Origin of the sequence: Corallococcus carmarthensis, assembly GCF_003611695.1 — a bacterium.
Classification (GTDB): Bacteria; Myxococcota; Myxococcia; order Myxococcales; family Myxococcaceae; genus Corallococcus; species Corallococcus carmarthensis.
The window spans coordinates 70,656-94,731 of the sequence record NZ_RAWE01000009.1; the positions used below are offsets into that span (position 1 = coordinate 70,656).

The 24,076-nt window shown below is 71.4% G+C and carries 18 protein-coding genes; 5 read left to right on the plus strand and 13 right to left on the minus strand.

Going from position 1 to position 24,076, the window contains the following annotated elements; all coding sequences use genetic code 11:
* Positions 1-29: 29 nt before the first annotated feature.
* Positions 30-914, minus strand: a complete 885-nt coding sequence (locus D7X32_RS04520) for a LysR family transcriptional regulator (RefSeq protein WP_120601255.1) — start codon at positions 912-914, stop codon at positions 30-32.
* 282 nt (positions 915-1,196) lie between these two features.
* Between D7X32_RS04520 and D7X32_RS04525 the strand changes: the two genes are divergently transcribed.
* Positions 1,197-3,425, plus strand: a complete 2,229-nt coding sequence (locus D7X32_RS04525) for a Kelch repeat-containing protein (RefSeq protein WP_244238844.1) — start codon at positions 1,197-1,199, stop codon at positions 3,423-3,425.
* Positions 3,426-3,558: 133 nt separating this feature from the next.
* On the opposite strand, the gene D7X32_RS04530 is transcribed toward D7X32_RS04525, so the two are convergent.
* Both D7X32_RS04530 and D7X32_RS04535 read right to left on the minus strand, forming a co-directional pair.
* Positions 3,559-4,005 (minus strand): lysylphosphatidylglycerol synthase domain-containing protein, encoded by a 447-nt coding sequence (locus tag D7X32_RS04530; protein ID WP_158625609.1) that lies wholly within the window; start codon positions 4,003-4,005, stop codon positions 3,559-3,561.
* Between the two features lie 66 nt (positions 4,006-4,071).
* On the minus strand, positions 4,072-5,361 hold the full coding sequence (locus D7X32_RS04535) for a cytochrome-c peroxidase (protein WP_120601258.1): 1,290 nt from the start codon (positions 5,359-5,361) through the stop codon (positions 4,072-4,074).
* Positions 5,362-5,606: 245 nt separating this feature from the next.
* Between D7X32_RS04535 and D7X32_RS04540 the strand changes: the two genes are divergently transcribed.
* Positions 5,607-6,029: a CBS domain-containing protein gene (locus D7X32_RS04540; protein WP_120601259.1), complete on the plus strand. Its 423-nt coding sequence runs from the start codon at positions 5,607-5,609 to the stop codon at positions 6,027-6,029.
* 33 nt (positions 6,030-6,062) lie between these two features.
* Here the strand turns inward: D7X32_RS04540 and D7X32_RS04545 are convergent, their stop codons facing one another.
* Entirely contained in the window at positions 6,063-6,602 is a 540-nt protein-coding gene (locus tag D7X32_RS04545; protein WP_120601260.1) for a flavodoxin domain-containing protein, read from the minus strand.
* A 121-nt stretch (positions 6,603-6,723) separates the two neighbouring features.
* Positions 6,724-7,413 (minus strand): TVP38/TMEM64 family protein, encoded by a 690-nt coding sequence (locus D7X32_RS04550; protein WP_244238845.1) that lies wholly within the window; start codon positions 7,411-7,413, stop codon positions 6,724-6,726.
* Between the two features lie 214 nt (positions 7,414-7,627).
* Here D7X32_RS04550 and D7X32_RS04555 point away from each other — a divergent pair, with 214 nt between their 5' ends.
* Entirely contained in the window at positions 7,628-8,728 is a 1,101-nt protein-coding gene (locus tag D7X32_RS04555) for a hypothetical protein (RefSeq protein ID WP_120601262.1), read from the plus strand.
* Between the two features lie 18 nt (positions 8,729-8,746).
* Here the strand turns inward: D7X32_RS04555 and D7X32_RS04560 are convergent, their stop codons facing one another.
* From D7X32_RS04560 to D7X32_RS04595, 8 genes are all read right to left on the minus strand, one after another.
* Complete coding sequence (locus tag D7X32_RS04560) at positions 8,747-9,904, minus strand: ABC transporter permease (RefSeq protein WP_120601263.1); 1,158 nt, start codon at positions 9,902-9,904, stop codon at positions 8,747-8,749.
* A gap of 3 nt (positions 9,905-9,907) precedes the next feature.
* Positions 9,908-11,074 carry an ABC transporter permease gene (locus D7X32_RS04565; protein WP_120601264.1) on the minus strand — a complete coding sequence of 389 codons (1,167 nt, stop codon included), beginning with the start codon at positions 11,072-11,074 and terminating at the stop codon, positions 9,908-9,910.
* A complete protein-coding gene (locus tag D7X32_RS04570; protein ID WP_208752313.1) occupies positions 11,071-11,766 on the minus strand; it encodes an ABC transporter ATP-binding protein in 696 nt (231 codons plus the stop codon). The genes D7X32_RS04565 and D7X32_RS04570 overlap by 4 nt, the downstream gene beginning before the upstream one ends.
* Positions 11,763-13,001: an efflux RND transporter periplasmic adaptor subunit gene (locus D7X32_RS04575; protein WP_120601266.1), complete on the minus strand. Its 1,239-nt coding sequence runs from the start codon at positions 12,999-13,001 to the stop codon at positions 11,763-11,765. Before D7X32_RS04575 ends, D7X32_RS04570 begins: the two co-directional genes overlap by 4 nt.
* A gap of 91 nt (positions 13,002-13,092) precedes the next feature.
* Positions 13,093-15,756, minus strand: coding sequence for a formate dehydrogenase subunit alpha (fdhF, locus tag D7X32_RS04580; RefSeq protein WP_120601267.1), 2,664 nt, complete (start codon positions 15,754-15,756; stop codon positions 13,093-13,095).
* Entirely contained in the window at positions 15,744-17,213 is a 1,470-nt protein-coding gene (locus tag D7X32_RS04585) for an NADH-ubiquinone oxidoreductase-F iron-sulfur binding region domain-containing protein (protein WP_120601268.1), read from the minus strand. The genes fdhF and D7X32_RS04585 overlap by 13 nt, the downstream gene beginning before the upstream one ends.
* Before the next feature lie 71 nt (positions 17,214-17,284).
* Positions 17,285-18,535, minus strand: a complete 1,251-nt coding sequence (locus D7X32_RS04590; protein WP_120601269.1) for a polysaccharide deacetylase family protein — start codon at positions 18,533-18,535, stop codon at positions 17,285-17,287.
* Between the two features lie 54 nt (positions 18,536-18,589).
* The gene (locus D7X32_RS04595; protein ID WP_120601270.1) at positions 18,590-21,031 is read right to left on the minus strand and encodes a penicillin acylase family protein; all 2,442 of its coding nucleotides are present in this window, start codon (positions 21,029-21,031) and stop codon (positions 18,590-18,592) included.
* Between the two features lie 193 nt (positions 21,032-21,224).
* Between D7X32_RS04595 and D7X32_RS04600 the strand changes: the two genes are divergently transcribed.
* Positions 21,225-22,379 (plus strand): tRNA nucleotidyltransferase/poly(A) polymerase family protein, encoded by a 1,155-nt coding sequence (locus tag D7X32_RS04600; protein ID WP_120601271.1) that lies wholly within the window; start codon positions 21,225-21,227, stop codon positions 22,377-22,379.
* A complete protein-coding gene (locus D7X32_RS04605; RefSeq protein WP_147450026.1) occupies positions 22,376-24,031 on the plus strand; it encodes a cyclic peptide export ABC transporter in 1,656 nt (551 codons plus the stop codon). The genes D7X32_RS04600 and D7X32_RS04605 overlap by 4 nt, the downstream gene beginning before the upstream one ends.
* The last annotated feature ends 45 nt before the right edge of the window (positions 24,032-24,076 follow it).

Sequence of the window (24,076 nt, forward strand, 5' to 3'; positions counted from 1 at the left end):
ACCGTGGCGCCGTCACGCAGGGAGGCCCCTCACAGGGGTTCGAGGAACCGCTGGATGTGTGCGAGCACGAGCTTGATTTTTGGAATCTCGCAGAGCGCCTCGGGCACGCTTACGCGCAGGGGGCGCTCACGTCCCACCACGTCGGGGAGCACGGGCACCAGGACGTCCCCGGCCTCGCCCGGGTCCGCGAGGTCGACGCTGGGCACCCAGCCGATGCCCTGGCCGGCGATGCAGCAGGTGCGGATCAGATGGATGTCCGCCGAGATGAGCGCGGGCTCCACCCGGAACGAGGGCCCCCGGCGCAGGGGCCACAGGCGCGCGTCGGCTCCTGGCGCCTGCCAGGAGAAGAGCTCGTGGTCACGCAGGTCCTCCACGGCGCGGGGAACGCCCCGGCGCTCCAGGTACGCCTTGCTGGCGACGAGCCCTTCCGGGACGCGCAGCATCACCTGGGAGAGCCAGGGTCCCTTGGGCACGTCCTCCCCGAAGTGGACGGCGAGGTCCACGTTGTCCAGGGGTTCGATGAGCGGGTTGTCGCTGAAGCTCGCGTGGACGCGCAGCAGGGGATGGGCGGTCCGCAGCAGGCCGAAGAGGGGCGCGAGCAGGTGCGGTGGCAACCCGACGGGCAATACCACCCGCAGCGTACCCGAGGGCGCCTGGCCCACCTCGCGGATGGAGGCCAGCAGCGCGCTCGTCTCCTGCATCATGATGCGTCCGCGCTGGGCGAGCACCTCACCGGCCTCGGTCAGGACGATGCCCGTCCGCGTGCTCTTGAGGAGCGGGACGCCCGCGCGTGCCTCGAGCGCCTCGACACGCCTGCGCAACGTCGTGCGCGACACCCCCAGGGCGTCCGCGGCCGCCAGGAACGAACCGGTCTCCGCGACGTCGATGAAGGCGCGCAACTCTTCCAGGTCCATGCTCTTGCCTCGCTGCCAGGAGTCTAGCTCCTGGGCCTGCCCGCACTCGCTCCCGTGACGCTCCCTCCGTCTTCGTCCCGTAAACGACGACGGGCCACCTCTCCGGGTCATGGCTGGCGCGGTCCTTCAACCTGGATAGTCCATGTCCAATCGCTCGCGGGATGCGCGCTCGTCGGTGGTGCCAGCGCGCCACCGCTCGAAACCCATCCGCTTTGGATTGGTCCGCGAGCATCACGTTCGCGGCGGGGGGGACGCTTCATGAAACGAGTATGGATTCACCTGATGTTGGCGCTCACGGCGGCGCTGCTGGCGGGCTGCGGAGTTTCCTCTGGCGACACGGGGACGGCGCGGTTCGCCGTCTCCGTGCCCCAATCCCTCTCATCCAACATCGCGCGCGTCGCGGTCGCCTCGGGGGGGCCGGACATCCGTACCGTGTGGGTGGACCTGGCGCCCACGAATGGCGTGTGGGGTGGCACCATTGGCAACATCCCCGCGGGCACCGGCCGTGCCTTCGCGGCGCGGGCCTACGACGCTTCGGGCACGCTGCTCTTCGCGGGCTCCGCCTCAGGCGTCACCATCGCCGCCAACCAGACGGCCTTCGTCGCCATCACCCTCCAGCAGCTCAACCCGCCGCCGCCGTTCGAGAACGAGGCGCCGCTCATCGACTCCCTGGTGGCTTCCACGACCACCGTGCCAGCGGGAGGCATCCTCTTCCTGTGGGCCTCCGCGCATGACCCGAACCCGGGTGACACGCTCAGCTACGCGTGGAGCGCCACCGCGGGCTCGTTCTCCTCGATCTCCGACGGCTTCGCCGTGTGGGTGGCGCCCGCCACCACCGGCATCCAAAGGGTCACGCTGACGGTGACGGACTCCCGCGGCCTTTCCTCCAGCGCCCTGCTGTCCATCAACGTCCAGCCCGAAGGGGAGGGCGAGGCCGACCTGTCCATCTCCTTCAACAGCGCACCGGAAGTGTCCTCCATCACCGCGACGGCGACGCGGCTGGCCGTGGGACAGCCGACCACCGTCTCCGCGCTGGCCACGGACCTGGATGGAGACAGCCTCTCCTACGCCTGGAGCGCCTCGTGCGCGGGCAGCTGGGTGGATGCGTCCTCCAGCACCGCCAGGTTCACGCCCTCGCTCCTGCCCGCCGCGGCCTGCAACAACTGCCGCCTGACGGTCTCCGTGTCCGATGGGCACGGGGGACACAACTCGGGCACCGTCGCCCTGTGTGTCTGCGACACGCCTCCCGGCAATCACCTCGCGCCCGTCATCCTCCGTTCCTACCGCTCCTCGGACACCGCCACTCCGGGACAGGTGCTCACCTACGAGGTGGCCGCCAGCGACCCGCAGGGCTCCGCGCTCACCTTCTCCTGGGACGCCACCGCCGGCACGCCAGGCACCCCGGCCGGGGACGCCACGCACAGCCGAATCATCTGGACGGCGCCCCCTTGTCTCGATGTCGCGGCCCCGGCCATCACCGTCACCGTCACGAACGCCTTTGGCCTCACGGCCACCCGGAGCTTCACGGCGGCGGGATTGCCGGCCTGCTCCACGCCGGGGACGTGGGCCCTGACGGCACCCAGGGCCTTCAACTCGTTTCGCCTGGTCAGCACGGCGACGCTGCTGCCGAACGGCAAGGTGCTTGTCGCGGGGGGACGTGAGGAGCAAGGGCACACCTGCAACAGCGCGGCGGAGCTGTATGATCCGGCCTCGAATACCTGGAGCGCGACCGGCTCCATGCTGGACTGTCGATACGGGCACACGGCGACGCTGCTTCCGGACGGCAAGGTGCTCGTCGCGGGAGGACGAGGCCAGGTCGTCAACACCCAGACGGCGGAGCTTTACGACCCGGCCACGGGCACCTGGAGCGCGACGGGGTCCATGGCGGAACCTCGTGCCGGCCACACGGCGACGCTCCTGCTCAATGGCAAGGTGCTCGTCCAGAGCGGAATGACGGCGGAGCTCTATGACCCGGCTTCGGGGACCTGGAGTGCGACCGGCTCGCTGGTCGATCCTCGCGGAGGGCGCTCGGCGACACTGCTTCCGGACGGCAAGGTTCTCGTCGTAGGGAGTCAGGTCGGCAATCCGACCACGGCGGAGCTGTATGACCCGGCTTCGGGCACCTGGAGTCTCACGGGCTCTCCGGTCGCGCCAGCTGGCGGCTCGGCGGCGCTGCTGCCGGACGGCAAGGTGCTCGTCGTGGGGGAGCGGGTGGCGCAGCTCTACGACCCGACCTCGGGCACCTGGAGCCTCACCGGCTCACCGCTCGCACCTCTCGGAGGCCCGGCCACACTGCTCCTCAACGGCAAGGTGCTCGTCACGGGGAGTCAGGGCGGCATTCTGGACACGCCGGAACTGTACGACCCGGTCTCGGGGACCTGGAGCCTGACCGGCTCGATGATCGAGCCCCGCTCCCCTTGGGAATACACGGCGACGCTGCTGCTTGACGGAAGGGTGCTCGCCGTAGGCGGGCGCTACGACTCCTACTCATCCGAGCTCTACACCCCCTGAGCCAGGCGTCTTCCGGTCCGGTGGACAGGTTGACCCCGCCCCGGGACAGGCGCAGGAGGAAGACGATGAGCGCGCCGCTGAGCGCGATGAGCACCGCCGTGGCCGCCCACACCCGTCTCCGCGCTTCGCCGAGTCAGTCGGCCATGACCAGCGCGACGAGGAGCGCGAGGATGAGCGCGGTGGAGTTGGTCATCGTCTCCACCACCACGCAGGCCATCACCGGGCCGCGCCCCACACCGCGCCGCTCCAGGCCGTGGACGATGAGCGCCGCGCCGCTGATGCCCGCGGAGGGGAGGGCCTGGTCGACGAAGAGCTTCGCGAAGCTCATCACGTAGAGGGCCCCCAGGGGCACGCGGAAGCGCGTCCGCCGCAACACCGCGCGCCACACCGCCGACTGCGCCAGGTACGTCGCCGCCTGGAGCAGCGCGGCGACGAACAACCAGGCGGGGGCGGACTGCTTCAGCAGCCGCGCGAACTCGCGCTCGTCGGAGGCGCGCGTCACCCCCAGGATGAGCGCGGCCAGCAGGGCCAGGCCAAAGACCCAGCCGTGCCGTGCCCGCCGGGCAGGCGCGTCAGGCAATACGCCGCCAGTCATCGGCGTCGTGACGCGCGCGGGCCCTGTGCGGAGGCGGCGCCGCCGTCACCCTCATTCCGCCTCGTGCCGCGCGTAGCCGTCCGACAACGTGCCCAGGAAGGCGACGAGGGCGTGCTCCTCCTGGGGGCTGAGCCGCAGGTTGCCCACCTCGCGGGTGTTGAGGTTCAGCCCCACCTCTGGCACCGGCCAGCAGTCCACGCCGGGGACGCCGCTGACGTCCGCGAGGCACACCGGCAACACGTCACGCGTGTTGTAGAAGTGGACGATGGACTCCAGGCTCTTGAAGTAGCCGTTGTGGCCATAGGCCTTCACGAAGCTGGGGTAGGGCCGCTTGTCCACGTTGCGCAGCGTGGGGACCTTCACCTTGCCCAGGTTGGCGCGTGCGTAGGGGGTCCACTCGTCACGCGTGAACAGGAAGCCCCCCAGCCCCAGGTCCACGTAGAAGGGGCCCTCCGGGTTGAACTGGATCTGCCAGTACCAGGGGTTGAGCAGGTTGCGCGGCACGCCCAGGTTGTCGAAGGTGTAGTCGGTGAAGAGCGGCGGCTCGCCCCCGGGGCCGGGCCGGCTCGTGTGACAGTTGGAGCAGCGGGCCTTGCCCTCGAAGAGCTCCAGGCCCCAGCGCTCCTTCCGGGTGAGCGCGGCCCGGCCGGCCAGCCATGCGTCGTACTTCGAGGAGAAGGCATTGACCTCGCGCGAGCCCTCATAGGCGGCGATGGCCAGGGCAATGGAGTCGTAGGCGTGCGGCACGTCGCCGCAGATGCCGGTGCCGTAGACGGCGCGGAAGAGATCGCCGTAGCGGCCTCGGCAGACCTTGGCGACCACGGCGGCCGCGCTGGGGTTGTTCTGCTCCACGGGGTTGAGGAAGGGGCCCTGCGCCTGGTCCGCGGCGGGGTTGCCCAGCTTCTCGCCGGTGGCGCGGCCATCCCAGAAGTTGCCGCCCACGAAGCGCGCCCGTTGCGGCACGTCCAGGTGGAGGATGGGCGCCTGGGTGGCGTACGCGGACGAGGGCGGCTTGCGGTTGCCGAAGCGTCCCCTCACGGCGCCCTCGTAAACGGAGCCGGTGAGGTTGATGAACAGCTCCGGTCCCGTCCAGCCCGCCTCGGGGCCGTGGCAGACGGCGCAGGCCTGGCCCCGGGGCTCGGACAGCTCGCGGTCGAAGAAGAGCAGCTTGCCGAGCCGCTCCACGGGCTTCAGCGGCGAGGCGCTCCCCTCGGCCAGCGTGGCCTCGAAGGTGGCCGAGGCCTGGACGGCCTCCGGAGCTTGGGACTCCAGCGCCGGAGCGACGGTGGCGGCCGGCGGGACGCCCAGCGCCAGTAGGAGCAACAATCCAGACCGTGACATGCGTGGCACCTCGGCTTCGAGCGGGGGGCAAGGGTGGCCACGCCGCCCGGCCTCCACCACGGGCCCGCGGCCGGAGCGGAGTGTCGGCTGGAGGCGTGACGCCCGGGCTTCGCGGTCCCACGGGGAGGGGCGGCGCTCGCCGTTCCGCTCTGCCCCGCGGGGTTGCATCCCTCCGGGGCGGTGCGCTGCTTTCCTGGGAGGAGGACGTGCGCGGGACATCCTCGCCATGCGTCCGGGGAGGCTCCATGTCGCTCGCGAGGTTCTGCCGCAAGACGGTGGCCGTCATCCAGCCCGAGCAGAGCGTGGCCGAGGCCGCGCAGCGGATGCGGGACCAGCACGTGGGGGCGCTGGTGGTCGTCCAGGACGACCTGCGCCCGGTAGGGGTGCTGACCGACCGGGACATCGTCACCCGGCTGGTGGCCGAACGAAAGGACGCCAAGGCCGTCGCCATCTCGGAGGTGATGTCGCCGGGGCCCGTGGTGGTGCGCGTGGAGGACACGCTCGACCAGACGCTCTTCGCCTTCCGGAAGCAGGGCGTGCGCCGCCTGCCCATCGTCGATGGACAGGGGCGGTTGGTGGGGCTGGTGTCAATCGACGACCTGCTGGTGCTGCTGTCGGCGGAGCTGGACCAGACGGCCTCCGCCGTCCGTGAGAACCAGGGGCCTTGAGGCACCTGCCGCTTCGGCACCGCCAGGCCCGCGTCAGGGAGACGGGGCCTCCGGGGCCGACTCCACCGGGGCGGGGAAGCCTTCGCGTTCCGGCCGCAGCTCCGCGGCCACGCTCCGGGCCCACCGCTGGATGTGGCCGGAGTCACGCCAGTCCCCCGCGTGCGTACGGGCCATGGCGTGGGCGATGAAGCCCTTTGCATCCTTCTCCAGCCGCCCACCGAACGTCATGTGGCCGCGAGCGCCCACCTGGCTCAAGAGGACCTGGACCTGGGCGGTCGGCGCGATCTCGTGCTGCTCCGCCGTGTCGTCGAGCGGGCCGCTGGAGAAGAACCAGACGGGCCTCTCGCGCAGCTTTTGCGCATGCCGGTGCACGAAGTGCCTGGCGGACCGGAACCAGCGATTCGCGTACAGCGCCCCGCCGACGATGACGGCGTCATAGGCCGACACCTCGTCGATGTCCTCGGGAGGATGCAGCTCCACGTCGAGGCCCTCGTCGCGGAGGGTCTCCGCGATCCGCCGGGCAATGCCTTCCGTTCCCCCTCGCTTCGAGCCGTAGGTGACCAGGACCCGCATCGTGCGCCTCCAGGGTGAGTCCACCGCACTCAATGCATGCAGCGGGCCGGCGGCGTTGGCGAGGTGCCGCCAGGCGAGGGTGTTTTCCGTCCCTCCGTCCAAGATGGCGGAGGCCCGGGGGCTACGGACCGAGGCGTTTGCGCAAGAGGTGGAAGGCCGCCACACCGAAGAGGATGCCCGCCGCGCCCAGGCCCAGCAGCACGGTGATCCGCTGTTCCAAGAAGCTGGCGCCCAGGTAGACGGTGCCCACCGCGTACGGGAGCTCCGCCAGCGCGAGCACGAGCAGGTAGCGGCGCAGCCCATAGCGAGCCAGGCCGAGCACGTAGCCCGGGATCTCGGAGGGGACGGCGAGCTGGAAGAGGAGCACCAGGCCGAAGGAGGCATGCCGGGAGATGCGCTCTTCGTAGTGGGCGAGCAGCCGGGGAGAGGTGAGCCGGCGGAGGATCGGCCGGCCCCAGGCGCGGGCAATGCCATACGCGCAGGCGCCCCCCAGCATCCAGCCCGCCCAGAGCAGGAGCGCGCAGACGGACTTCCCCCAGGCGTCGAGCGCGACTGGCAACAGCAGCGCGCTGGAGAAGAAGGCCAGCATGGCCGACAGCGCGGAGAGGAGGACGAAGAGCACCGCGCCCCAGAAGGGGTGCGCGGCGATGACCGGGGCGGCCGCGTCGAGCACCCGGCGGAGGAGGGACTGGAAGGTGTCCGAGGAGGCCAGGAGGGCGAGGCCGACGAGCAGGAGTCCCAACAGCAGCGCCCGGCTCCACATGGACGGGGACCCGCGCGTCTCCTTCCCTGGCGGGGCGTTCGGATCCATGGCGCCGGCCCTTCAGAAGATGCACGCCCAGAGGGCCTCGACGCATTCCTTGAAGACTGGGGCAGGAATCTGGGGACAGGGCTCGGAGCCACAAGCGGTGCCAGGGATTGGGGAGAGCTTCGGCTGGCGGACAGCGCAAGCAGGCAGCCTGGCGAGCGCAGCTCAAGCTTCCGGTATGATGCGCACCCCAGCGCATCCCGCCGGAGACAGGCCCTTGATCAGCTCCCTCATCCGCCAGGTCGTCACCACGGTCCAGACGGCGATCGCCAAACCGCCGGTGGCACCGCCTCCGCCCGCTCCCCCGCCCGCCACCGCCGCGCCCTATTTCAAGGACGGCCTGGACGCGGCGAAGTCCAGCCCGGTGGAGCTCAGCGGCTACGGTAACGCGCCGTCCGCGGCGGCTCCCGCGAGCGTGGATTCCCCCCTGACGAAGGCGAGCAGCGGGGAGAAGGTCGGCCCGGAGTTCATCCACCTGGACGCCGGGTGGACGCCGCAGGGACAGGGCTACGACGCCAGGCGCGGCGAGGTGCTCACGACGTATTACAACGACGACCACCGCGTGCTCCTGTCCGTGCAGGACAAGGACTCGGGGAAGGAGACGCACCAGGCCGTGCTCGGAGGACCGCCGCCCGCGGGCCCCCCCAGCCATGGCGGCGGCGTCTCCACGGACGGCGACCACGTCTATGTCTCCGACACGGACCACGTCTACGTCTACACGCGCGAGGAGATCGAAGCGGCCCAGAACGAGTGCCGCGAGGCCATGCCCTCCCAGGTCATGGATGTGCCGAAGCCCGAGGGCTTGACGGATCCGGCCACCGGCATCGGGCTCGTGTCCTCCGGCAGCTACATGACCGTCAAGGACGGCTACGCGTACGTCGGCGGCTACAGCCCGGATGGCGACGGCAAGGCGGGCGCCGTCTGGCGGTACAAGGTCGATGAGCAGACCGGCGCCCTCATCGAGGACTCGCGCGAGGGCCCCATCCGCGCGCCAGACCGCGCGCAGGGGATGACCATCGTGGACGGAGGCATCCTCTTCACCACGGGCGACAAGAAGCTCATCTACCAGCCGTTCGAGTCCACCGAGGACACCTTCTCCGCGGACATCCGCAAGCGGGCGGACATCGGCAACGGGCTCATCGACCCCTATGCCCAGGGCATCAACATCATCGACGGCGAGCTGTGGGTCACCTACGAGAGCGGCTCGCACAAGTACCGCGACAACGTGGACGAGCCCCGGGAGCACATCCAGCGCATCCCGCTGGAGGACCTGGACCTCGCGGCGGCCTGCCTCACGGCGGAGCAGCTGGAAGGCTGAGTCTTTCGGGCACGGCGCTCAGGCGCGCAGCGCGTCCAGGATGGACAGGCGCGAGGCGCGCAGCGCGGGCAACAGCCCACCGAGCAGCCCCATCCCCGTGCCGAACAGCAGCGCGCCCAGCAGGATGGCCGGGGTGGGGGAGAAGCCGAAGCTCACCGCCGCGAAGGTCTGGAAGTTGAGCGTGCGGATGTGGATGAACCGCGTGGCCAACGCGCCCAGGGCGCCCAGCACCCCGCCCGCGGCGCCCAGCATCGCGGACTCCACCACCACGCTGGCCAGCACGCTGCGCCGCCGGAAGCCCACCGCGCGCAGCATGCCCAGCTCCGCGACGCGCGTTGCCACCTGGGCGTACATGGTGATCATCGCCCCCAGCACCGCGCCCAGGCTGAAGACGAAGGACACGAAGAGGCCCAGCACGCGGATGAAGGTGGCAAGGCTGCTGGCCTGATCCGCCCAGTACGCCGGCTCCGGCTTGCCCTCCAGCGTGAAGCGCGGGTTGGCGTTCACGCGCTTCACGAAGGCGTCCACCTGCGCGGGCGAGCGCAGCCGCACCAGCGCGGAGCTGAAGTCCTCGCGTCCGAAGGCCGAGCCCAGGCGCATGCCGTCCGCCCACACCTCGGACTCGAAGGCCCCGCCCCGGGCGGCGAACACGCCCACCACCGGCCAGCGCTGCTGGGCGAATCTCAGCTCTCCTCCCAGCGTGGCCTCCGGTGAGGTGCCCACGAGCGAGCGCCCCAGCGCCACCTCGTTGGTGCCCGGCCGGGGCCTCCTCCCGGAGACGAGCTGGACCTCCGGCCGCGCCGCGAAGCTCTCCGCGCTGATGCCGCGCGCGGTGGTGTTCATCGCCTGCGTGCCGCCGCTCGGCAGCGTCAGCAGCACCACCCGCTCCCCGGCCACCAGCGGCAGGCCGTCCGGCCCGGACGCCACCTCTGGGTCCGTGGTGAGGATGCGCACCGCGTCCCGCTCCACGCCGCTGACCAGCTCGCTGGTGGCCCCCTTGCGCAGCACGACGACGTTGGACGCGTCCCCGCCGGAGGCCAGCGCGGACTCGATGCCGTTGGCCAGCATCAGCACCGCGGAGAAGACGAAGACGACGAGCCCCAGGCCCACCACCGTGACGCCGGTGGACAGCCGGCGCGCCCACAGGCTGCGTGCGTTGTAGAAGAGCGGCACCATGGCTCAGGCCACCTTCCGCAGGCCTTCCGCCACCGGCAGCCGCACCGCGCGCAGGGCCGGCCCCACGCCCGCCAGCAGCGACACCGCCACCGCCGCGAGCGCGGAGACGAGCAGCGTGTGTCCGCGCGTGAGGTGATCCGGGAGCGGGCCGAAGCGCGAGGCGATGAGCTTCGCGAACAGGCCCACCAGCAGCGGCGCGGCCGTCACGCCCAGCGCCGCGGAGCACAGGCCGATGACGGAGGACTCGGCCAGCACCAGCGCCACCACGGTGCGCGGGCGGAAGCCCATGGCGCGCAGGGTGGCGATGTCGCGGGTGCGCTCGCGCACGCCCATGGCCAGCGTGTTGCCGATGACCAGCAGGATGATGAGCAGGATGACGCTGGACACCACCTTCACCGCGGTGACGATGGCCGACGACATGGCCACGAAGCCCAGCTGGAAGGCCTTCTCGCTCTCCGTCTTCGTCGGGTAGGGGCTGTTGTCGAACATGTGGTCGATGGCCGCCGCCACCTGGGCCGAGCGCGCCGGATCATCCACGCGCACCGCGTAGATGCCGACCTGGTCCTTGCGCGCGTCGGTCAGCGCTTCGCTCTCGTTGATGCAGCGGTAGCCGAACACCATCGCGGTGGTGTCCACTCCGGCGCGTGTGCCGGTGTAGATGCCGTGCACGTTGAAGGTCCAGTCGCCCGGGTAGATCTGCCCCTTGAGCGTCACCCGGTCCCCGGGCTTCCAGCCGAAGCGCCGCGCCAGCTGCTCTCCCACGAGCGCGCCGCACGGGTCGCCGCGGAAGGCGGTGAGCTGCTGGGGCGGGACGGCGAACTCGGGGAAGACCTCCAGGAAGGTGCGGGGGTCGATGGCGAAGTTGGGGAAGAAGTCCTTCTGCGTGTCGCCGAGCGTGCCGCCGAACCACTCCTGGTGCGTGACGGCGGTGACGCCCGGCAGCGCGGCGATGCGCGCGTAGTAGGACAGGGGCAGGGGCTGGGTGAAGGACACCTTGTTGCGGACGATGAGCCGGTCCACCTGCGCGGCCCGCGCGTTGTAATAGAAGATGTCGATGACGGTGCTCAGGAAGACGAACGCCGTCACGCCCACCGCGCCCGCGAGGATGGTCAGCGTCAGGCGCAGCGGGTTGCGCAGCAGGTCCCGTCCCGCGAGTCCCAGGTAGTTCACTGGAGCACCCCCTTGTCCAGCTGGTGCACGCGCCCGGCGCGCTCCGCGGCGTGCGGGTCGTGCGTCACCATGACGAGCGTCTTCTTCAGGTCCCGGTGGAGCACGCCGAAGAGGTCCAGCACGGCCTCCGCCGCCTTGCGGTCCAGGTCCCCCGTGGGCTCGTCCGCGATGATGAGGTCCGGGTCGGAGACGATGGCGCGGGCAATGGCCACGCGCTGCTGCTCGCCGCCGGACAGCTGCGGCGGGCGGTGGCCCACGCGGTGGGTCAGGCCCACCAGCTCCAACGCGGCGGCGACGTGCCGGCGCCGCTCCCCGCGCGTCAGCGGCGTGAGCAACAGCGGCAGCTCCACGTTCTCCGCCGCGGTGAGCACGGGGATGAGGTTGTAGAGCTGGAAGACGAAGCCCACGTGGGCGGCGCGCCAGTCGCTCAGCTCGCGGTCGTCCATCTGCGCCAGGTCGCGGCCGGCCACCTCCGCGATGCCGGTGGTGGGCTGGTCCAGCCCGGAGATGAGGTTGAGCAGCGTGGACTTGCCGGAGCCGGACGGGCCCATGAAGGCCTCGAAGGCGCCCGCGTCGATGGTCAGGTCCACCGCGGCCAGCACCGGCACCTCCACCGTGCCGCGCCGGTACGTCTTGGACACGCCCCGGAGGCGCACCATGGGGGGCGGGGCTGGCAGGGGCTCCTCTCTCATCCGCCCCCCGCCTCCACCTTCACGCGCCGCCCGTCACGCAGGCGCCGCGGCTCCGGCGCCACCACCACCTGCGTCCCCGCGCCCGGCCCCTGCACCAGGGAGACCTCGTCGCCCACGCGCTCGCCTACGCGCACCGGCTGGCGCGCGAGCCGCCCGTCCTTCACCACCCACACGGCGCTGCCCTGCGCGTCGCGCACCACGGCGCTGGCGGGCACGCGCTTGGGCTGGGCCCGGGCGTTCAGCTCCTCCGGGGGCAGCGGCTGGCGGAGGAAGGACACCTTGGCGCCCATGTCCGGCAGCGCGCCCTGGGGGACGGCCTGGAAGCGCACCCGCACCGTGGCGGTGGCCTTGGAGCGGTCGATGGCGGGGCGCACCGTGGCCACCTGGCCGGGAAAGGCACGCTCCGGCAGGGCGTCCAGGAAGATGAGGGCGGGCTGGCCGGTGCGGATGCGCGTGAGCTGCTCCTCGCTGACCTCGGCTTCGATCTCCAGGGCGTGGAGGTCCACCAACTCGACGATGCCGCCCAGGTTGGTGCCAGAGAGCGCGGCCGGCGCGAGCACCGCGCCCTCGTCCGCGAGCTTGCGGGACACGGTGCCGTCGAACGGCGCGCGCACCACGGTGTGGGTGAGCTGGAGGCGGGCCGCCTCGCGGGCCCGCCGGGCGACGGCGAGCTGCGCCCGGGCCAGGTTGAGGGATTCGCGCGTGGCGCGGCCCGCGGTCTCCACGTCGAGCAGCTGCGCCCGGGGGACGGCGCCCTGTCTTGCGAGGTTGCGCGTTCGCTCCGTGGTGCGATCGGCGTTGAGGGCCTGGGCCTCGGAGGCGGCGAGCCGGGCCCCGGCGGCCTGCACCTCCGCGTTGGCGCGCTCCAGCACCACGCGGGCGTCCCGGTCATCCAGGCGGGCAATCACCTGGTCCCGCCGCACGGGCTCTCCCTCCTCCACGGCGACCTCCACGAGCCGGCCCGCGATGAGCGGCGCGATGACCGAGCGGCGCCGCGAGTCGACGTAGCCGGACGCGGACAGCTCGGTCTGCTGCTCACCCGGAAGAGGCTCGCGCACCTCCGCCACGCGCACGGTGGGGGGGCGGCGCGCGAGCGAGACGCCGATCAGGCCGAGCACCACGAGCAGGAGCGCCGCGGGGATGAGCCAGCGCCGCTTGCGGCGGCGGCGCATGGGGGCGGCGGAGCGGTCGATGCGCAGCGCGCTCAGCGCGGTCTGTGCCTGTGAGTCGGTCACGGCGCTTCCCCGGACGGATCCAGGCTCCTCGAAGATGAGGGTAGGGAGGCGGGAGGCCGGGTGCCATGGGCGGGGATGGGCGCGCCGGGCGCTACTCCGCGCGCTCCACCTGGACGGCCGTGACCTTGTAGTCGGGCGTGTGGGTGTACGCGTCCTGATGCGGGCCGATGACGGCGTTGATGAAGGTCTCGGCGGTGTGGAAGGTGGTGAAGAGCTCACCGGGACGCAGGCCCTCGGCGTGGTGCATGGGCAGCACGGCTTCTCCGTACCGGCTGCGCACCCGCACGCGCGCGCCGTCCTCCAGGCCCAGCCGCTCGGCGTCCACCGCGGCCATGTCCAGCCAGTCGCCGGGCTGGAGCCAGGCGTTCGGCGTGCGCGACGTCATGGTGCCCGCGTTGAACTGATACAGCCGCCGGCCCGTCATCAACACGAAGGGGAAGTCCTCCGTGCGTGCTTCCGGCGAGGGCGCGTAGCTGATGCGGCGCAGCGCCGCCCGGGGCCCCAGCGCGAAGCCGTGGGTGTGCAGTACCCGGGTGCCCGGGTGTTGCTCGTCGGGACAGGGCCACTGGAGGCCGCCGTGCTCCAGGCGCGCGTACGACAGCCCGGCGCCCGCGGGCCACACGCGCCGCACCTCCTCCCAGACCTCCTCCGGTGACGCGAAGGCGAAGCCCTCGGGGTGTCCCAGGGCCCGCGCCGCGCGGCAGAGGATCTCCCAGTCCGGAAGCGAGTCCCCCGCGGGCGGCAGCGACGCGCGCACCCGTTGCACGCGCCGCTCGCCGTTCATGAAGGTGCCGTCCTTCTCGAAGGCGGTGCAGGCGGGCAGGAAGACGTGGCCACAGGCCCGTGCCGTCTCGGTGAGGAACAGGTCCTGCACCACCAGCAGCTCCAGCCGCTCCAGCGCCTGGCGCGTGGTGTTCGCGCCCGGGTTGGTGAGCAGCACGTCATAGCCAAAGGCCCACAGCGCCTTGAGCTGCCCGCCGCGCGCCGCCTCCATCATCCGCATCAGGTCCAGCCCCGGCGTGGGGGGCAGGGGGGCGCCCCAGGCGTCCTCGAAGCGGGCCCGGTGCTCCTCCAGGGGGACGTAGCCGGTGAGCTGGCCCGGCTCACAGCCCATGTGCGCGGAGCCCTGCACGTTGTTCTGCCCGCGCAGCGGGTTGACGCCCATGCCGGGCCCGCCCAGGTTGCCCGTCAGCAGCGCCAGGTTCACCAGCGCCATGACCGTCTCGGTGCCTTGGACGTGCTCCGTCATGCCCAGCCCGTGCACCATCATGGACGGGCCGTGCGTGGCGTACAGGCGCGCCGCCGCGCGGAGGTCCTCCGCGTCCACGCCGCAGAGCGCCGCGGCGCGCTCGGGGGGCCAGTCGCGGATGAAGGCCTGGAAGGACTCCACGTCGTCCACGCGCGCGTCCAGGAAGCCCGGGTTCCAGAGCCGCTCGGTGACCACCACGTGCGCCAGCGCGTTGAGCAGCGGCACGTCCGTGCCGGCCCGGGGACGCAGGTGCACGTCCGCGTAGCGCGCCAGCTCCGTGCGCCGCGAGTCGATGACGATGAGCTTCGCTCCCCGGAGCACCGCCTGCTTGATGCGGGCGCCCACGACGGGGTGGCATTCGGTGGTGTTGCTGCCGGCGACCAGCAGCGTGCGCGCGTGGTCCACGTCCTCGAAGGAGTTGGTGGCGGCGCCCGTGCCCAGCATCCGCTTCAGCCCGGCGGCGCTGGGGGCGTGGCACACGCGGGCGCAGCAGTCCACGTTGTTCGTCCCCAGCACCACGCGGGCCAGCTTCTGCGCCAGGTAGTTCTCCTCGTTGGTGGCCCGCGCGGAGCCCAGCATCCCCACCGCGTCCGGGCCGTGTGCGTCCCGCAGCCGGTGCAGGCGCTCCGCGATGAAGCCCAGCGCCTCGTCCCAGGAGGCGCGCCGCCAGCCGCCCGCCTCGCGCAGCAGCGGCACGGTGACGCGGTCCGGCGCCGTCACGAAGTCGAAGGCGTAGCGGCCCTTGGAGCACAGGTGGCCCTGGTTGGACGGGCCCTCTCGCGAGGCGCGCACGGTGACGATGCGCCCCGCGCGCGTGCCCACGTCCATCTCGCAGCCCACGCCGCAGTAGGAGCAGGTGGTCCGCGTCCAGGCCTCGGGCCAGCCCCGGTCCAGCAGCGTCCGGTCCTCCAGCGCGCCGGTGGGGCAGCTGTCCACGCACGCCCCGCAGGAGACACAGGAGCTCTGTTTCAGGTCGGGCCCGTCCGGGAGGATGCGCGTGTCCGCGCCCCGGTCCCACACCCGCCAGACGAACTGTCCCTGCACGTCATCGCAGATGCGCACGCAGCGGTAGCAGTGGATGCACTGGGACATGTCCACGTGGAGGTACGGGTGCGAGTCGTCCCGGAGCTCTGGCCGCGGCTCGCCGCGCACCTCGCCCTCCAGGCCGTACTCGCGCAGCGCGCGGTGGAAGGGCTTGTCCGGATGGCGCGCCACCGCTTCAGCCGGGTACTCCGAGGCCAGCAGCCGCAGCAGCACCCGCCGCTGCGCCTCCAACTGGGGGCTGCGCGTACGCACCACCATCCCTTCGGCCAGCGGGGTGGTGCAGGAGGCCACCGGGCGCTCGCAGCCCTCCACCTCCACGATGCACGTGCGGCACGCGCCCACGGGCGCCAGGCGCGGGTCGTTGCACAGCGCGGGGACGGACAACCCCAGGGCCTCCAGCGCTTGCAGGACGGTGCCCGGCGCGCACTCGCGCGGCTGTCCGTCGATGGTCACCCGAAGCATGACTCCACCTCCTCCCGGTAGTAGCGCAGCACGCTCCGGGCGAACTCCCCGAGCCCCGTGCCATGGCCACACAGGCTGGTGATGCGCAGCGCCTGGGCGATCTCCTCCCAGTCCGCCGCGCTGGAGCGGGGCGCGGCGCCGGCGTCCAGCACGCGCGCGAAGAGCCGCTCGACGTGCCGTGCCCCCATGCGGCACGGGGTGCATCTTCCGCACGACTCGTACGCGCCGAAGGAGAAGACGTGGTGCACCAGCGCGGCGATGGACGTGTGCGAGTCGAAGGCCACCACGCCGCCGTGCCCCACGGAGGCGCCCACGGACTGGAGCTCGTCGAAGCCCAACGGGGTGTCCAGCAGGTGCGGAGGAAGGATGCCCGCCAGCGGCCCCCCAATGAGCACGCCCTTCAGCGGTCCGGTGCGCAGCCCGCCCCCCAGCTCCTCCACCACGGTGCGCACCGGCGTGCCCAGCTCCACTTCGTAGAGCCCCGGATGGTGGAAGAGGGAGTTGAGCGACAGCACCTTCGTGCCCCGGCTGCCCGGGACTCCCAGCGCCGCGTAGGCGTCGCCGCCATGCCGTGAGATCCACGGGAGGTTGACGAGCGTCTCCACGTTCTGCACCAGGGTGGGTTGGCCGAACAGGCCCGCCTGCGCGGGATAGGGCGGCCGGGCGCGCACGAACGGCCGGCGTCCCTCCAGGGCGTTGAGCAGCGCCGTCTCCTCGCCACACAGGTAGCTGCCACGGCCCACCTCGATGGAGAGCTCACAGGAGAAGCCGCTGCCCAGGATGCGCGGGCCCAGCAGGCCCTCCCGGTGGGCCTCGTGCAGGGCCACGTGCAGGCCGCAGGCGGCGAGCGGATACTCCTTGCGCACGTAGATGACGCCCCGGCGGGCGCCCACCGCGTACGCCGCCAGCAGCAGCCCCTCCAGCACCGCGTGGGGATCCTCCTCCATCAGGAAGCGGTCGATATAGGCCCCGGCGTCGCCCTCGTCCGCGTTGGCCACGACGTACTTCTCCGCGCCGGGAGCGGCGGCCACCGCGCGCAGCTTGCGGCCGGTGGGGAAGCCCGCGCCGCCACGGCCGCGCAGCCCGGACCGCTCCACCTGGGCGATGAAGGCTTCAGGCGGGAGGGACAGCGCCTGCTCCAGGGTGGCGTAGGCACCCTGGCGGGTGGCCTCTGTCAGGGCGCGGGCTCCACCGCTGGCGACGCGCCCCAGCGTGATGGCGTGAGGGGCCCGCACGTGCACCTCGGGGCGGGTGTCCTCGCCGGTGACGGCGGGGGCCCGGTAGCACTGGCCCAGGCAGTAGACGCGGGTTTCGTCCGAAGTGGCCTGCCGCCAGCGCGCGCCATCGAGGTGGCGCGCCACGAAGCAGGCGGTGCCCTGACAGGCATGCGTCCCGAGCGGGCCTTGCCCGAGGTGGAAGAAGGACTCGACCTCTGGTGTGTGTTGCCCCGGCTTCATGCACTGCCTCCCCCGGGACGGCCGCCCCATGGCGGCCCCCCCGGTCGTCAGTCATCCGCGACTGTTTCCGCTCAAGGGCTCGCCTCCATGTCGGAGAGCGCGAAGTCATCCATCGTCAGCGTGCCGACCTGGTCGATGGACAGCCCCACGCTGAGGGCCTTCGCCGCGGAGGGCGCCGCGGGCGTGGTCCACTCGGCGAAGGTGTAGCTGCTTCGCGCGGGCAGCAGCGGGCCCTGGGACCAGTAGGTCCAGGCGCCCGCGCTGTCGCGGTAGTACGCCTTGAACCGCACCTGCGTCGTCGCCTTGTACCAGGCGGTGATCCGGTAGTGATGCCCCGTCGCCGGCGTGGGCGTGCAGCTGCTGTCGTCCTGCCGGGTGATGAGCTTGCGGTCTCCGTCGGTGATCTGCGTGATGCGCACCTGCTGGGCCCAGCTGCCTCCGTGCGCATCCGACGTCCGCGTCCACGTGAAGGTGTTGTTGCCGAAGCCGCCTCGCTGCCAGCAGTCCGGTGTCCCATCTCCGTTGCTGTCCGCTTCGAGCGACGGATTCTTCAGCAGCTGCGCGGGGGGCCAGCTCACGGGGGGCTTGAGCACTCCGCCGATGATCGCGTCCATCGTGGCCACGGTGGTGCCTCGCGATGCGCGGGTGGCCAGCCAGTCGATGAACGCCGTCAGGTTGGCGGGCGAGACGGAGTAGGTCTGCGGCGGATTGCAGGGCCCGCAGATGTGGTGGAAGACGATGGGCACCCAGCCGCCTCCGGACTCCTCGGCGCGCAGCACGTAGTTCTTCAGGTCCGTGAGCGTCGTGGTGTCCTGCACCGAACCGTGGGTCCGGATGGCGTACGGATCCGCGGGAGGCACGGGCTCCGCGTAGGGACTGCTGGAGCCGCCGGTGGACGTCCGCAGCCCGCCGCTCTCCCTCGCGGAGTTGTAGTTGCAGTCGATGACGATCTGCCGCGTGGTCGCATCCTTGTCGCCGAAGGGATAGGCGAACGACGTGACCCGGAAGCCCGCGTTCAGCAGGGCGACCCGGTCGTTGCAGATCTCCTTGCGCTGCGCATCCGCCGACAGCTCGGTGAGATGCGGATGGGTCAGCGTGTGACCTCCAATCTCATGGCCCTTGTCCCGGAGTGCACGCACCTGGGCGAGCGTGAGGCGGCCCGACTGTCCAAGCCTGCTGCTGTTGATGAAGAACGTCCCTCTCATTCCGCGGGCCTCCATGGCGGAGGCCCCGATGAGTTGTGACGCCAGGCAGTCGTCGAAGTTCAGCGAGACGACGACCTGACCGGGCAGGAGGACGATGGCTCGGGTCTCGGGTTCCATGGTGGGGGCTCCCCCTTGTGCGAAGGGCTCACCCCGCAACCTGTGCACCCTCCGCTATTCGAGCTTCGACGTGGCGTCGATGGTCAGCTCCGTCGTCGTGAGCGCCGGATCCGCGAGGATGTCCGCTGCGTTGAACAGCACGGGCCGGAAGTGCTTGCCGGAGAAGAGGTCCGTCTGGTCCGCGAAGTGCGGGGACGCCGGGTCGGTGGACTCCGCGTAGGAGAGGACCGCGTTCGCCTTGGGCCCTTCCGGCGTGAACTCCATCACCATCAGGAAGCTGGTCCCGAAGTCGACCAGGTAGCCTTCCGGCGTGAGCCCCGTGCCAGGAGAGAGCAGCGGGCCCTGCGGCTGGGACTGCGGCAGCAGCGTCGCGTTCGCGCCGGAATAGCCGACGACGTTGGTGACGCCCTCGAAGGCCGCGCCACCGTGCAGCGGCACCTTGCGGTCTCCCTTCCAGGCGAATTGCACGTCCCCCAGCTTCGTCCCCACCGCGATGCCCGCCTTGCCCAGGAGCGCCACGGCCTCACCCAGCTTCTGGTTCACCGGGTCCACACCGGTCGCCGGAGCGGGCACCAGGCCGGCCGGCGTCACCGCCGCGCGTGCAGGATCGAAGGGCTGTGCGAAGAGGGCGCCCTGGTCCACGAGGGAGGAGCGGCTGAAGCCGTTCAGGAACTCGCGCCAGACAATGGCGCCCGTGCGATCCAGCTCCAGGCGGCCATCCCACGCCGCGATCAGCTGGCACGCCTGCGAGATGTCCACCGGCGCGCCCTCGACGATGACGGGCGCCGCGCCCTGGCAGCGCTGCACCACGGCCGTGCGCAGCTGCTCCGCCACCCAGGTCCGGTTGCTCAGGATGGCCTGCTCGGCCTCTTCGCGCGTGAAGCGGCCGTCGCTCCCGGCCGCGGCGGTGGCTCCCTCCTCTGTGATCAGGGTGAGGTTCATGTGCGAGCGCGTGCTCATGCGCCCGCGCGTCCCGAAGATTTCGTAGAGGAAGGGCAGGTTGAGCAGGGGCTCGGCGGGGTTCGTGAAGGTCGCCGGATCATTCGCGTTCATCACGAAGTCCGTCCGGCGCAGCTGCGGCATGACCGTCGTCGGCACCAGACCGTGCGACTCACCCTCCAGGCCGACCCATTCATCGCGGGACGTGCTGCCATCCAGGAGGACGAGCCCCAGCGACGCGAACACCGGCGCGTCCGGAGAGGATTCGAGAGAGTCGCGATAGGCCGCGACGGTGGCCGGGCTCAGGGAGGGGACCCGGGACGCGTCCACATAGCGCGTATCCCCGTCCGCGCTCGCCAGGAGCGTGTTGACCCAGGGCGCGCCGCGCACCGTGCGCTCCACATCCGCCGCTTCGTCGATGCTGTGCGCCGTGTTCAGGCGCAGCCAGTGCTCCGCGAACCGGGGGTTGTCCTCCGTCGCATCGCGCGTCGTGTACGCGGTCTCGCCCGTCCAGTCCGCGCCAGGGCCCGCCAGGATGGGTCCGTAGTGGCTGCGCCAGAACGTGCGCGTCTCCTTCGTCAGGCCGCCGCCGTCCCCCTTCACGTCGACGGTGACCGTTTGCGAGGTCATGCGGCGGACCGCGCCGTCATAGACATACGCCGTGGGGTCGCCCGGCACGAGCTTGAGCCGGTACAGCGTGAGGTGGCTCGACGCCGTCACGGTGTGCGTCCACGCGATGTCCCGGTTGAAGCCGATGTTGATCGCCGGCACGCCCAGCAGGGACACGCCGTACACGTCGAGCTTGCCGGGGATCGTCTGCTGGCTCTCGTGGAACCGGAGGCTGCCCTCCCAGGGGAAGTGCGGATTCGCGACGAGCATGCCCCGGCCGCTCGCGGTCTTCTCCCGGCCCAGCGCCCAGCCGTTGCTGCCCAGTTCATCCTTGCGCGGCGACAGCGCGAGCGGCCTCGACTGGAGACGCTGGCCCCCCGCCTCCGGGCTCGGAGGCTGCGCGTTGCCCACGTAGCCCAGCAGCGGCACCAGCGTGTCGAACAGCGAGAGGTCGAAGTGGTACGCCAGCAGGTCGTACGCGCTGATGGGCTTCACCCAGGCCGCGCCACGGCACGGTGCGGGACGCTGATCCGCCGGCACGTCCGCGAGGTACTGGTTGTAGCCCGCGGCGTAGCCCTGCACGAGGTCCCGCATCTCCTGGGACTGTTCCTCGAAGGCGGCCTGGGCGCGCGTCCGCAGTGCGAGGCCACGGTAGGTGAAGTCGCTTTCGAGGAAGGCGTCCTGGGGGCCTCGGCCCAGATAGCGCGCGCGCTCACCCCGGACCTTGAGGAACTGATCCGCGAGGATGCAGACCGCGTCCTGCGCCTGCGCGTAGCCGATGCCGGCCCCCAGGCTCCGGTACCCGTCGGCCTGGATGTGGGGGACGCCGTAGGCCGTGCGGTGGAGGGTGGCCTTGAGCCGGGAGGGCGCCGGTGGATCCTCGTTCCGGCAACCGCTGAACGCCGTGACGGTCAGCAACAGGGGGAGGGAGAAGCGGGAGGTACGCATGGGTCGTCAGCCTCGCAAACAGGGCTGACAAGGTTATTCGCTTTAAGCCCGTATTTCACTTTGAGGGGGAATGCTGTCCTGACGCACCTGTCTCAGATGGAAAATTATCGTGGACTTCAAGGGTATCCGCGTGTGTTGTTCAGCCCGCGCCGAGCCCTTCCCCCGGGGGCCGCGCGGAAGTGAGACCTTTCGCATGCCCCAGGCCTCCGCCACTCCCATGACCCTTGATGCCTCGCGCATCGACCCCAATGCCCTGGCCATCCTCGAGCGCCTTCGCGGCGCGGGGTTCCAGGCGCTGCTCGTGGGCGGATGCGTGAGGGACCTGCTGCTCGGGCAGACGCCGAAGGACTTCGACATCGCCACGGACGCCCGGGCGGACCAGACGCACGGCCTCTTCGAGGACTGCCTGATGCTGGGCGGCCGGGGCTCGGTGATGACGCTGGTGTTCCAGGGCGGGAAGCCCTTCGACGTGGCCACGCTTCGTCCACTGCGGACTCCCGCGTCCACGCCAAGGGTGCCCCTGGACGCCGACCTGCTCGCCGTGGCCCGCGAGCTCCCGGTGGGCACCGTGGCCGAGGACGCTGCCTCGCGCGACTTCTCCATCAACGCGCTCTTTCATGATCCGGCCACGGGCCAGACGCTCGACTTCGTGGGCGGGGTGGATGATGTCCGCGGCCGCGTGCTGCGCTCGCTGGGCGAGCCCTCCGCGCGTTTCCGGGATGATCCGTCGCTCGTCTACCGGGCCCTGCGCATCTCCGCCCGGCGCGGCCTGACGATGGAACCCCGGACGTTGGAGGCCCTGCGCGAGGGTGTCGCCGCGCTGCCGACAAGTCCGTTCGCCTTGCGCCTCCACGAGCTGTTGGAGTGCCTGAGCCTGGGCGTGGCCGGGGCCTGTCTGCGCCGCATGCGCGAGCTCGACGTCCTGGCGCGGACGCTCCCGTCCCTGGGACGACTGGGGCCTTCCGCGTGGGAGGCGCTGTTCTCGCTCGGGGACGCCATGGACCGGGGTCATGCCCAGGGGCGCGTGCTCGGCCATCCGGCGCGGCTCGCGGCCCTCCTGCTTCCCCTCGCGGACCCCCAGGCGGTCTCGGGCGGTGACGCGCCCGTACCCCTGGCGGAGCTCGTGCCGGCGGAAGACGGCGCGGAGCGGCCTCCCCTGGTGGAGGACGGCCTCACGGTGCTGGCGGCGCAACGGGTGTTGAGACAGGGCCCCGACAGCGCGGGCGCGCCGGAGCTGCTCGGCTCGCACCTGCTGACGGAGGCGCTGGACGTGTACGCGCTGACGCTCGATGCCACGGGCGGTTCACGGCAGGGCCTGGATGCGTGGCGCGCGAGGCAGGGCGCATGAACCTGCTGTCGCTCCTGTTCCAGGCCTCGAAGGGCCGCTTCCTGGCCTCCGTGCTGTCCGGCCTCGTGTCCGGCGCCTGTGGGGCCGGGTTGATCGCGATGATCAACCGGACCCTGTCCGGCAACCAGACGCACGGGACCTTCGAGGTCGCCGCCTTCGTGGGGCTGGTCGCCGTGGCGCTGGTGTCGCGCATCGCCGCCCAGGTGTTGATCAGCCAGATCAACCAGGACGCGCTCTTCGACCTGCGGTTGAAGACGAGCGCGCAGATCGCCCATGCGCCGCTGCGTCAGTTGGAGGAGCAGGGCTCCCACCGGCTCCTGTCCGCCCTGACCGAGGACCTGTTCCACCTCACCAACGCCATGGCGATGCTGCCCCGGCTGGTCATCAACGCCTCCACGGTGTTCGGCTGCCTCGTCTACATGGTGATGCTGTCGCGGACGCTGCTGCTCGCGCTGGTCATCTGCCTGGTCCTCGGCATCGCGACCTACCGGCTGTCCACCGCGCGGGCGGTGCGCGACATGCGCAGGGCTCGCGAGGTGCAGGACGAGCTCATGCTGCACTTCCGCGGGCTGACCGACGGCATCAAGGAGATCAAGCTCCACGCCCGGCGGCGTGACGACTTCCTGTCGCGCGTGGTCGCGGATGCCGCCGGCCGGGTGAAGGACCTCCAGCGGCGGGCCGCGACGGCGTTCGCGGTGGGCTCCAGTTGGGGGATGTTCCTCTTCTTCGTCGTCATCGGGGTGCTGCTCTTCCTGCTGCCGCGCCTCACCGAGGTGAGCGCGGCGGCCCTGGTGGGGTACACGCTCGCGGTGCTCTACTTGCAGACGCCCCTCATGTCCCTCATGGAGGGCATGCCGTTGCTCTCCCGCGGGGAGGTTTCCCGCGTGAAGCTGGAGGCCCTGGGCCTGTCGCTCGCGTCGTCCACGGAGATGGCGCGCGGGACGGCGGCGACGCTGGACACCCGGCCGTCCTTCCAGACGCTGGAGCTGCGGGGCGCCACCCACCGCTACCAGCGCGAGCACGACGATCAGACCTTCACCCTGGGGCCCATCGACCTGGAGCTGCGCCCGGGCGAGCTGCTGTTCATCGTGGGCGGCAACGGCAGCGGGAAGACCACGCTCGCCAAGCTCATCACCGGCCTGTACTCCCCCCAGGAGGGGCAGATCCTCCTGGACGGGCAGCCCGTGACGGCCCAGTCCCAGGAGCACTACCGGCAGCACTTCTCCGCGGTGTTCTCCGACTTCCACCTCTTCGACCGCCTGATGGGCATGGACGGAGAGCTGTCCCAGGTGCAGGGCTTCCTGGAGCGCCTGAAGCTGGAGCACAAGGTGCGCCTGGACGGGAAGGCGTTCTCCACCACGGCGCTCTCCCAGGGGCAGCGCAAGCGGCTGGCGCTGGTGACGACGCTGCTGGAGGACCGCTCCATCTACCTCTTCGACGAGTGGGCGGCGGACCAGGACCCGGCCTTCAAGACCGTCTTCTACCGGGAACTGCTGCCGGAGCTGAAACGGCGTGGCAAGGCCGTGGTGGTCATCTCCCACGACGACCGGTACTTCGACGTGGCCGACCGGCTGCTGCGCGTCGAGTCCGGCCGGCTTGTCTCCGAGCCCCTCTCGCCCCCTCTCGCCGAGCCCCCGCGCGCCGTCTCCTGAGCCGTTTCCCGGTCGTGTGACAACCGCGTGGCTGACGCATTGCGT